This window comes from Borborobacter xinjiangensis (assembly GCF_047739745.1).
In the GTDB taxonomy this organism is placed as follows: domain Bacteria; phylum Pseudomonadota; class Alphaproteobacteria; order Rhizobiales; family Rhizobiaceae; genus Pseudaminobacter.
Genome location: NZ_JBLLVA010000021.1, coordinates 86,053 through 96,886 on the forward strand (window position 1 = coordinate 86,053; position 10,834 = coordinate 96,886).

Consider the following 10,834-nt stretch of genomic DNA (forward strand, 5'->3'; position numbering starts at 1 on the left):
TGCGCGTGTTCGCTTGTGCGGGGGAACCGTTGATGGCGAATGCGCAATGGGTATCGTGGAGGCATGAAATGCGAGATTTCCGACATGGCCGCCGGCGGACGATCGTTTCAGGCATTGCAGCCCTTATACTGGCAGTAGCCGGATTGAGCGGGGGTTTGCCCGGAACAGCCCACGCCGAGAGCGCCAACATACGGTCGAGCAATATCTGGGACGGGCTGAAGACCGACGTGTTCGGCGACAAGGCCATCCAGACCGACACCGGCATCGTGCGTCTCGACGCACCGAAGCGTGCGCAAGACGCAGCACTCGTTCCGGTCGATATCTTCGTCGATCCGAAGAAGGCGCCCGAAGGCTTGAAGGCGCTGACCCTGATCGTCGACGTGAACCCCTCGCCCGTCGCCGCGACATTCAAGTTCGGAAACGACGCCGGCGTGACGCATCTGGCAACCCGGCTGCGCGTTGACGACTATTCGTTCATACGGGTGATCGCCGAGACCCCGGACGGCAAGCTCCATATGGCGGAAACCTTCGTCAAGGCATCCGGCGGATGTTCCGCGCCGGCCGTCAAGAACGCGGCCGAAGCCAGGAAGACCATGGGCCAGATGAAGCTGCGTCAGTTCAGCCAGGCGGAATCCGCCGATGGTGCGTCACAGGAATTGCAGGTGATGATCCGTCACCCCAACAATTCCGGTCTGCAGAAAGACCCGCTGACGCACTATTTCATTCCGCCGCACTTCATCCATCAACTGACCGTTTCGCAAGGTGACCGGCCGATCTTCAGCATGGAAGGCGGAATCTCCATTTCGGAGGATCCAAACTTCCGGTTCGACTACAAGTCGGATGGAAAAGGCGAAATCCGCGTCGAGGCGACAGACACCAAGGGCCAGGTGTTCGGCGACAAGTGGCCGCTGGAAGCGGCCGGCCTCTAACTTAGGGCTTCATGCAAGCTTGGACAGCCGGGCTTTATGCCCGGCGGTCGACGGAACCGGCGGTCGCAGAGCAACGCAACTCAGAAGCAGCGCATGTCGGCTTCCGCCTGCGCCCGCTTCAATTCGGTGCTTTTCGCCTTCGCCGGCGCGCTTTCGCGGAACAGGCCGGCTGCCTCACCGGTGGTAAGCGACATTCGCTTGAACGTTTCAGCGGCCACATAATCCTCATACGGCACGATCGACGAGATCACGTCTATGGAGCAGGAGCACCGTTCGAGCATCTCGTTGGTTTCGCCGTTGGATTTCATGCAGCCGAAGACATAGTCGGCAAGGGCTGCAGTCGGATAGTCGTTGGCGGCATATGACGGCCAGGCGCCGGCAAAAACCAGGCTCGCCGCAAGCAGAATCCGCAATCGCGAAATCATGGTGATCTTCCTCCCAAGGCTCGGATGAGGCGTTGCAGATGATGCGCGTGAGGATGAGCAGGCAATATAAGACCAAAGGAGGATGGCCCTCAAGACCGAGCAGAGGCTGGCGAAAACCGGACAACCCCGGCTCGCTCCCGAATTTTCCGTCCGGCGGATTCGGATCTATTCAGCTTGCGCAGATGTTATCGAGCGATATCGGCTTGCGAGGCACCCGATCGCCTCCAAGCAGCGCCTTCGCAGACTACAACAAGGCGCGTTGAAGAACTGCTTCGAAAACGTCACTCATATAAATATTATTCATACTTCTATGCATGCCCATCAAGGCCAATTTTGATAATAGTTATTCTAGAATGAATCTTTTATCAGAAGAACATTCAATTATTATTGCGTTGCAGTATAATATCTACCGCATTGCAGCATAAACCTACCCGTTTGTGCTTGCCATGGTCAACTTTCTGACATAGCCTTTCCTTGTTTCCGGCTTCAAAGGGCGTCACCGTCACTAGGGAGCGGCGACAGTCTTTCGTAGGCCAAGTGGGATGGGCGGTAATGGTGCCCTCCGCTCATCTGGCTTAGGTCGTGACACGCTGCCGGAAATACTTCCCCCGCATGAATCGCTTGGGCAAGCCCTCGTGGGCGAGGTGAGTGATTCGCCATTGTGAACCTCGGGAGGACTTTGATGCGTGTACTAAACAAGGCTACCTACATTCTGACGACTGCGGCGTTTCTGGCGTGCGGCGCGTCGTCTGGTGCACTGGCAAATGAAGACCTGGCCAAACTGGCCGCCGATGCCAAGAACTGGGCAATGCCGACAGGCGACTATGCGAATACCCGTTTTTCCAAGCTGAACCAGATCACCAAGGAGAATGTGAAGGACCTGCAGGTCAAATGGACTTTCTCAACCGGCGTGCTGCGTGGGCACGAAGGCGGACCGTTGATCATCGGCGACGTCATGTATGTGCACACGCCGTTCCCGAACATCGTCTATGCGCTCGACCTCAACAATGACGGCAAGATTCTGTGGAAGTACGAGCCCAAGCAGGACCCGAACGTTATCCCCATCATGTGCTGCGATACGGTCAATCGCGGTGTCGCCTATGGCGACGGCAAGATCATCCTGAACCAGGCCGACACGACGGTCGTGGCGCTCGATGCCAAGACCGGTAAAGTCGCCTGGTCGGTCAAGAACGGCGACCAGATTGACGGCAGCAAGGGCGAATCCGGCACGTCCGCGCCGATGGTCGTCAAGGATAAGGTCATCATCGGCGTATCAGGCGCCGAATTCGGTGTTCGCGGCTGGATCGCCGCCTACAATCTGAAGGATGGCTCGCTGGCGTGGAAGGCCTATTCCACCGGGCCGGACGCCGAGACGCTCATCGACCCGGAAAAAACCACGCATCTCGGCAAGCCTGTCGGCAAGGATTCCGGCATGAACACCTGGGAAGGCGAGCAGTGGAAGACCGGTGGCGGAACGACCTGGGGCTGGTACTCCTATGATCCGGAGCTGAACCTGATCTATTACGGAACCGGCAATCCATCGACCTGGAACCCGGTACAGCGCCCCGGCGACAATCGCTGGTCGATGACCCTCATGGCCCGCGATGCCGACACCGGCATGGCCAAATGGCTCTACCAGATGACGCCGCACGACGAGTGGGACTATGACGGCATCAACGAGAACATTCTCGTCGACGACATGGAGGTCAACGGCGCCAAGCACGACGTTCTGGTGCACTTCGACCGCAACGGCTTCGCCTACACGCTGGATCGCGGCACGGGCGAGCTTCTCGTCGCCAAGAAGTACGATCCGACGGTGAACTGGGCCACCGAAGTCGTCATGGACAAGAACAGCGACCAATATGGCCGCCCGCAGGTCGTGGCGAAATATTCGACCCAGCAGAACGGTGAAGACACCAACACCACCGGCGTATGCCCGGCGGCACTTGGCACCAAGGACCAGCAACCGGCGGCCTATTCGCCGAAGACCGGCCTGTTCTACGTGCCGACCAACCATGTCTGCATGGACTATGAGCCTTATCGGGTAAGCTACACCGCCGGACAGCCCTATGTCGGCGCGACGGTTTCCATGTATCCGACCCCGAACAGCCATGGCGGCATGGGCAACTTCATCGCCTGGGATGCGGCAAAGGGTGAGATCGTCTGGTCTGTCCCCGAGCAGTTCTCGGTCTGGTCGGGCGCGCTTGCCACCGACGGCGACGTTGTCTTCTACGGCACGCTGGAAGGCTACATCAAGGCGGTCGATACCGACGGCAAGGAGCTTTACAAGTTCAAGACCCCGTCGGGCATCATCGGCAACATCACCACCTATGAGCATGGCGGCAAGCAGTACATCGCCGTTCTCTCCGGTGTTGGCGGCTGGGCTGGCATCGGCCTCGCCGGCGGCCTTCTGTCGCCTGAGAACGCGGCGGCTTGGCAAACTGCTGTCTCCGGTGAGAACGCGCCGACCGACGAAGCGACCAGCGTTGGAACGGCCGGCCTTGGCGCGGTTGGCGGTTATGCCGCGCTTGCCGACTATACGACGCTCGGCGGCCAGCTGACCGTCTTCGGTCTTCCGGACTGACGCTTCGGAAGTGACCGGCTAACGCCTGCCAGGCAGGCAGGCGTCGAAAACGAGAGCCCGGAACATCGGAACTCGCTTCCGGGCGCTCGCGTTCGCACCGAATATCTACATGCTCCCCCTGCAGCGTTCAGACTACGGGCGTTGCGACATGCTGTGACAAACACGAGGTTTTGAATGTCAGTCCGCATCGCATTTCCAGCTCTCGCTCTGCTTCTCCTCACCGGCGGCCTTGGCCCTGCTCAGGCCGACGACAAGGCCGCTGCCGCGGTCGCCTCCGAGGAGGGCGGGAAATATTTCGATGCCGACGGCAACCCGACCTTCAAGTTCGAGAACGGCGAGGTGGACTGGTACACATTCAGCGGCTACCGCCGCTATCATTCGGATTGCCATGTTTGTCATGGGCCTGACGGCGTCGGCTCCAGCTATGCCCCGGCACTGGCCACCTCATTGAAGACGATGGACTACGGAACCTTCATTTCCATCGTCGCGGAGGGCCGCAAGAATGTCGGCGGCGGCAAGGAAAGCGTCATGCCGGCCTTTGGCGACAACAAGAACGTCTATTGCTACATGGATGACCTCTACGTCTATTTGCGCGCACGCGCGGTGGGCGACCTGCCGCGTGGCCGCCCGCCCAAAAAGGCTGACAAGCCCGAAGGCGCCAAGGAACACGAAGCTTCCTGCATGGGTGGATGACGATGGCCCGACGCAACCTCATCGGCTTCAAACCGGCCATCGCGGCCATTGCGATGGCCGCCGCCCTGCCCGGCACGGCCTTCGCACAGGGCGCCGGCCTGGGTGCCGCGGGCGAACTCGTCGATCCGGAGGTGCTGCGCGTTTGCGCCGATCCGTCGAACATGCCTTTCACCGACAAGAACGGCCAAGGCTTCGAGAACAAGCTGGCCGAACTTGTCGCGGCCAAGCTCGGCCGCAAATCGGTTTCCTACACATGGTTTCCGATGGTGATGGGCTTCGTGCGCAACACGCTGCGGGCCAATCGCTGCGACATCATCATGGGCTATGCCCAGGGCGACGAACTGGTGCAGAACACCAACGCCTATTACCGCTCGACCTATGTCTTGGTCTATCCCAAGGGCGGCGACCTCGACGGAGTCGACACGATCGAGGATCCGAAGCTGGCCGACAAGAAGATCGGCGTCGTTGGCGGCACCCCGCCCTCGGCGAACATGGCGGCCGCCAAGCTCATGCGTAATGCGAAGATCTACCCGCTGTCTGTCGACACGCGGATTGCGCCATCGATGGCCGAACTGATGATCAAGGACATGCAAAGCGGCCTCATCGATGCGGCCGTCCTGTGGGGACCGATGGCCGGCTACTATGTGAAAGAGGCCAAGGCCGACCTGGCGATCGTTCCGCTGGTGAAGGAGAAGGTCGGGTCGCGAATGTCCTACCGCATCACCATGGGGGTGCGTCCGTCCGATCAGGAATGGAAGCGCACGCTCAACAAGTTCATCAGGGAAAACCAGGACGAGATCAACAAGCTCCTGCTTGAGTACAACGTGCCGCTGCTCGACGAACAGGACAGACCGATCACGCAATAGAACCGTGTGCGCAGCAGGCTGCCTTAGCGGATTTGGCGAAAGCCGAAGGCAATGAAGGGAAAGGAAATAATCGTGCTGCTCCTGGCGGGCCTTCTTGGTTCACTGCACTCTCCCGTCTTGGCCGGGGGCGTGAACGAGCCCGCCGACTACCGCATGGACGAGTACAGGGCTCCGGTTCCCGACACGCTGAAGGGCGCGCGCGTGGTGACCACACAGGAGGCTGAAACCCTGTGGCGCAACAAGGAGGCGGTGTTCATCGACGTCATGCCGAACACACCGAAGCCGGCGGGCCTGCCGGCCGGCACGATTTGGCATGACAAGGTCAGAAAGGACATTCCCGGGAGCATCTGGCTCGCCAATGTCGGTTACGGCGCGCTGACCCCCGAACAGGCGGCATATTTCCGTGAGGCGCTTGCCGCGAACACCTCCGGTAAGGCGACGCCTATCCTGTTCTACTGCATGACCGATTGCTGGATGTCATGGAACGCCGCCAAGCGGGCCATCGAATGGGGATATGAATCGGTGATCTGGTATCCCCTTGGCGTCGATGGCTGGGAGCAAGCCGGGTTGCCGCTGGAGGAAAGGAGGCCGCTGGTGGAGCCCTGAAGGCTCGATTTCCATATTCAAGACACTATATTTGTTTAACTCCAGTTTCAGAACCTGATCTCTCATTTGTCCATTTGCGTAACTTGTACGTGACTCGATGGACAGGGCCATTGCGCAACGGTGCCGCTGCAATGGCCGCAACCGGAATCGGCTTCTCAGGGGCCGATGCAAAGGAGGAAAGAATGAAGAAAAGCTGGACGAAACCTACCATGTGCCAGGTTGCGGCAGGCATGGAGATTTCACGCTATCTGCCTGCTGAAATCACTCCCAAGAAGTAAGCCGCGAGGGTGCGTGTCTCTGTGAAGGAGACACGCACCTGTTCGGCGGGGGCGTGACCGTCTGAGGCATTGCAAGGCAGCACCGATCCTGATCGGACGGCGGTGCTGCGCAGAGGGCTGTTGTGGACCGCAGCGAGTCCCTCTTTGGCGAAAGGCGCTACTCTCACCTCCAAGCGCAGCTTAAGGCAGGCGCGTTCAGCCGCGCATGTCGATGAATTCAGATGGATGTCCTATGCGCGTGAAGATCGTCGGATCGGCGGCCGGGGGTGGCTTCCCGCAATGGAACTGCAATTATCGGCTGAGCCGAGCCGCCAGAGCCGGTGCGGCGGGCGTCAAGGCCCGCACGCAGTCCAGCCTGGCGGTTTCCGCCGATGGCGAGCGCTGGGTGCTGATCAACGCCTCACCCGATATCCGCCAGCAGATTGCCGAAAACCCACAATTGCAACCGCAGGCTGATGCCCCCTTGCGGTCCACGCCGATCCGCGCGGTCGTGCTGACCAATGCCGATGTCGATCATATCGCCGGCTTGCTCAGCCTGCGCGAGCGCCAGCCCTTCGCCATCTATGCGACAAGACAGGTATTGGCGGCGCTCGATGCCAATTCCATCTTCTCGGTTCTCGATCCGGCCATCGTTCCACGCCGCATCCTTCAGGAGAACAGTGAATTCGCCATCCGCGATGCGGATGGAAATGACACCGGCGTGCGCATGGAGGTTTTCGCCGTGCCGGGGAAAGTCGCGCTCTTTCTGGAAAATCCGAACCTGCCCGATGCAAATTACGGCTCCGAGGAAGGGGACACCATTGCGGTGCGCTTGCCTGGCCGGTCCGGTCGCGCGCTGTTTTATGTTCCCGCCTGCGCGCGCATCGATGACCGCTTGCGAGCGCGTCTTTCCGGCGCTTCATGCGTCCTGTTCGACGGAACCGTCTATACCGACGACGAGATGATCACGGCTGGCGTTGGCGCGAAAACAGGGGGGCGCATGGGCCATCTTGCCATGTCGGGCGAGGACGGCTCGATCGCCGGCCTGGCGGATCTGGATATCGGCCGTCGAATCTTCGTCCACATCAACAACACCAATCCGGTTCTTGACGAAAATTCGGCCGAACACGCAGCAGTCAGGGAAGCCGGCTGGGAAGTCGGCCATGACGGGATGGAGATCGAGCTGTGAGTGGCTTTCATGACGCCGCCAAGAACGGCCTGACCGCTAGCCAGTTGGAGGCGGTGCTGCGGCAGGTCGGCGCCGAGCGCTACCACAACCGTCATCCCTTTCATCACCAGATGACCGAAGGCGCGCTGACGAAAAGCCAGATGCAGGCCTGGGCGCTCAACCGCTACTGCTACCAGGCGGTCATTCCGCGCAAGGACGCGATGATCCTGGCGCGCGCCGAAGACCCGGCCTTCCGCGCCGCCTGGCGCAAGCGTATCGAAGACCACGATGGCGAAGACGGCTGGAGCGGCGGCATCGCCAAATGGCTGAAACTGGCGACGGGGCTCGGCCTTGCCGCGGAGGATGTGACCAGCGAGCGGCTGGCACTGCCGGCAACCCGCTTCGCCGTCGGCGCTTATCTGTCCTTCTGCACCAACCGCACGCTGCTGGAGGCGGTGGCCTCTTCGCTTACCGAGTTGTTTTCGCCGGTCATCATCAGCGAGCGCGTGCCGGCGATGCTCGCCAAATATGACTATGTCACCAAAGACACGCTGGTTTATTTCGCGGCCCGCCCGCAACAGGCCTCGCGCGACGCCGACTTCGCGCTCGCCTATGTGTTGGAACACGCCGACACGCCCGAGCGCCAGCAAAGCGTTATCAATGCGCTGGTGTTCAAATGCAATGTGTTGTGGGCTATGCTCGACGCGCTGATGCACGCCTATGGCGAGCCGGACCATATCCCGCCCGGCGCCTTCCGACCGGATGAAGGCTCATGAACACGCTTCGGCAGAGAACAACGATCACGCGCCGGTCCACGCCGGCTTTGCCGCGCCATGTCCGCATCCAGTTCGATCCGGTGCGCCAGGCGTGGGCAGTCCTGTCGCCCGAAAAGGTGTTCTGGCCGAACGAGGTAAGCCTCGACATACTGCGACGCTGCGACGGCGAGACGACGGTGGCCACGATGGTGACTGCCCTCGCGGCGGAATACGGCGCTCCGGAAGAAGACATCGAGCCCGATGTGGTCACCTTCCTGCAGGAGTGGACCGACAAGCTGCTGGTGAGATCATGAGCGAAGTTCTGCTCCCTCCGATCGGCATGCTGGCCGAACTGACGCATCGCTGCCCGCTGCAATGTCCCTACTGTTCCAACCCGGTCGAGCTTCTGAAGGCGAACCGTGAACTCGACACGCAGACCTGGCTCGATCTGTTCCACCAGGCAGCAGATCTCGGCGTTCTCCAGGTACACCTCTCGGGCGGCGAACCGACGCTGCGCCGCGACCTCGAGGAACTCGTGGCCGGGCTCTCCTCGCGTGGTGTCTATACCAATCTGATCACCGCCGGCGTCGGCATCGCCGAGGGCCGCATAAGGGCGCTGGCCGAAGCCGGTCTCGACCATGTGCAGCTAAGCATTCAGGGCGCACGAGCCGCCACCACCGACCGTATCGGCCACTATCGCGGCGGCCACGAAAAGAAGCTCGATACGGCGCGGCGCGTCAAGGCCGCTGGCCTGCCACTCACCATCAACGCGCCGATCCACCGCCACAATATGGAAGAGGTGCCCGAATTCATTGAGCTTGCATTGGAGCTGGGCGCCGAGCGGCTGGAGATCGCCAATGTCCAGTATTCCGGCTGGGCGTTGGTCAATCGCGATGCGCTTATGCCGGATCGCGCATCCGTCGAGCGGCAGATCGAAATCGTCGAGGCGGCGCGCGAGCGGCTGCGCGGCGTCATGAATATCGATTTCGTCACGCCGGACTATTTCGCCACCTATCCCAAGCCCTGCATGGGCGGCTGGGCGCGCGATGCCTTCATGGTCGCGCCCGATGGCACGGTCCTGCCCTGCCATGCCGCGCATACGATCCGTTCGCTGACATTCGAACGCTTCGGGGAGAGAACGCTGGCCGAAATCTGGACCGACTCGCCGGCCTTCAACGCGTTTCGCGGCACAGACTGGATGCAGGAACCCTGCCGCAGTTGCGAGCGCCGCGAAATCGACTGGGGCGGCTGCCGCTGCCAGGCCATGGCGATTGCCGGCGATCCGGCTGCAACCGATCCGGCCTGCGTGAAATCGCCGATCCACGCCCGTATGGGCATGCTGATCGAAGACGCGCTGGCGGCAGCCCGATCCGATGAAGATGCCGATGCGAAAGCCTCGGACTTCGTCTATCGCCGCATCACAACCGTGTCCGAGCCGGTACCGTAATCTCAGAGCATCGGACCGAAAAGTGGAATCCGGTTTTCGGAACATCCGATGCTCAATCAAAGTGTTAGAGCGTCCTTTGTGCGTCCGATTGGACGCACGGCGCTCTAGAGCGGTTCAGGCCTTGACTGAATCGGAGGGGATTCCGGTTTTGGCTGTTTTGTGATTCAAGATGCTGGCTGGATAGGAGGCCAGCATCTATGACGCGACCTCTTTCGAATGATCTTCGTGAGCGTGTTGTTGGCGCGATTGAGGCTGGCGAGAGCTGCCGGTCGGTAGCGGCTCGTTTCGGTGTTGCCGTGTCGTCGGCGGTGAAGTGGTCGCAGCGTTACCGTTCGAGCGGATCTGTTGCGCCCGGAAAGATGGGCGGCCACCGCAAGCACATATTGGGGCCGCACCGTGCGTTCATCGCCGAACGGATCAACCAGACGCCGCATCTGTCGCTGCATCGGCTGAAGGAAGAGCTGGCGGCGCGTGGGGTGAAAGTGTCGCACGATACGGTGTGGCGGTTCCTGCGGCGCGAGGGGCTGCGGTTCAAAAAAAACGCTGTTCGCCCTTGAGCAGGCGCGCGCCGACATTGTCCGCCGACGGCAACGCTGGCGCTCCTTTCAGTCCAGCCTCGATCCGAGACGCCTGGTGTTCATCGACGAGACCTGGATCAAGACCAACATGGCGCCGCTCTACGGCTGGGGGCCGCGAGGCAAGCGCCTGCGCGGCTTTGCCCCGCATGGCCATTGGCGCACGCTGACATTTCTCGGCGCTTTGCGCCACGACCGGCTGACGGCGCCTTGCGTCTTCGACGGACCGATCAACGGCCCATGCTTCCGCGCCTATGTCGAGCAGCAGCTCGTGCCGGTGCTGGAACCCGGCGACATCGTCGTGATGGACAATCTCGGCTCGCACAAATCGGCCGCCATCCGGCAGATGATCCGCGCCGCCGGCGCCAGGCTCTGGTACCTGCCGCCCTACTCGCCCGATCTCAATCCGTGTATGGATGGCTCCTGCGGGTCAAGGTGTCGGATCGGGTTTGGTGAACCGGTCGGTTGCGGCCATGTATACGGCGTCTGAATGTGCAACGAGGTCGTTGCGCGCCCTGATGAATATCCG

The 10,834-nt window shown here is 61.1% G+C and carries 11 protein-coding genes and 1 pseudogene; 11 read left to right on the plus strand and 1 reads right to left on the minus strand.

Annotation, left to right across the window (positions count from 1 at the left end):
- The first annotated feature begins 68 nt into the window (after positions 1-68).
- Positions 69-929: a quinoprotein dehydrogenase-associated SoxYZ-like carrier gene (locus tag ACLKMW_RS19625; RefSeq protein ID WP_415726196.1), complete on the plus strand. Its 861-nt coding sequence runs from the start codon at positions 69-71 to the stop codon at positions 927-929.
- Between the two features lie 80 nt (positions 930-1,009).
- Here the strand turns inward: ACLKMW_RS19625 and ACLKMW_RS19630 are convergent, their stop codons facing one another.
- On the minus strand, positions 1,010-1,354 hold the full coding sequence (locus tag ACLKMW_RS19630; protein ID WP_415726197.1) for a hypothetical protein: 345 nt from the start codon (positions 1,352-1,354) through the stop codon (positions 1,010-1,012).
- An 808-nt stretch (positions 1,355-2,162) separates the two neighbouring features.
- Here ACLKMW_RS19630 and ACLKMW_RS19635 point away from each other — a divergent pair.
- The 10 genes and pseudogenes from ACLKMW_RS19635 to ACLKMW_RS19680 all read left to right on the plus strand — a co-directional run.
- Complete coding sequence (locus tag ACLKMW_RS19635) at positions 2,163-3,938, plus strand: methanol/ethanol family PQQ-dependent dehydrogenase (protein ID WP_415726213.1); 1,776 nt, start codon at positions 2,163-2,165, stop codon at positions 3,936-3,938.
- Between the two features lie 174 nt (positions 3,939-4,112).
- Entirely contained in the window at positions 4,113-4,631 is a 519-nt protein-coding gene (locus ACLKMW_RS19640) for a c-type cytochrome, methanol metabolism-related (protein WP_415726198.1), read from the plus strand.
- A complete protein-coding gene (locus ACLKMW_RS19645; RefSeq protein ID WP_415726199.1) occupies positions 4,628-5,497 on the plus strand; it encodes a substrate-binding domain-containing protein in 870 nt (289 codons plus the stop codon). Before ACLKMW_RS19640 ends, ACLKMW_RS19645 begins: the two co-directional genes overlap by 4 nt.
- Positions 5,498-5,548: 51 nt before the next feature.
- On the plus strand, positions 5,549-6,103 hold the full coding sequence (locus ACLKMW_RS19650; RefSeq protein ID WP_415726200.1) for a PQQ-dependent catabolism-associated CXXCW motif protein: 555 nt from the start codon (positions 5,549-5,551) through the stop codon (positions 6,101-6,103).
- A 110-nt stretch (positions 6,104-6,213) separates the two neighbouring features.
- A complete protein-coding gene (locus tag ACLKMW_RS19655) occupies positions 6,214-6,381 on the plus strand; it encodes a hypothetical protein (protein ID WP_415726201.1) in 168 nt (55 codons plus the stop codon).
- 232 nt (positions 6,382-6,613) lie between these two features.
- Positions 6,614-7,549 (plus strand): pyrroloquinoline quinone biosynthesis protein PqqB, encoded by a 936-nt coding sequence (gene pqqB / locus ACLKMW_RS19660; protein WP_415726202.1) that lies wholly within the window; start codon positions 6,614-6,616, stop codon positions 7,547-7,549.
- Complete coding sequence (gene pqqC / locus ACLKMW_RS19665) at positions 7,546-8,304, plus strand: pyrroloquinoline-quinone synthase PqqC (RefSeq protein ID WP_415726203.1); 759 nt, start codon at positions 7,546-7,548, stop codon at positions 8,302-8,304. Before pqqB ends, pqqC begins: the two co-directional genes overlap by 4 nt.
- On the plus strand, positions 8,301-8,597 hold the full coding sequence (gene pqqD, locus ACLKMW_RS19670; RefSeq protein WP_415726204.1) for a pyrroloquinoline quinone biosynthesis peptide chaperone PqqD: 297 nt from the start codon (positions 8,301-8,303) through the stop codon (positions 8,595-8,597). Before pqqC ends, pqqD begins: the two co-directional genes overlap by 4 nt.
- On the plus strand, positions 8,594-9,730 hold the full coding sequence (gene pqqE / locus ACLKMW_RS19675) for a pyrroloquinoline quinone biosynthesis protein PqqE (protein ID WP_415726205.1): 1,137 nt from the start codon (positions 8,594-8,596) through the stop codon (positions 9,728-9,730). The genes pqqD and pqqE overlap by 4 nt, the downstream gene beginning before the upstream one ends.
- Before the next feature lie 197 nt (positions 9,731-9,927).
- A pseudogene (locus ACLKMW_RS19680) lies at positions 9,928-10,714 on the plus strand (IS630 family transposase); the annotation flags it as partial.
- Positions 10,715-10,834: the final 120 nt, after the last annotated feature.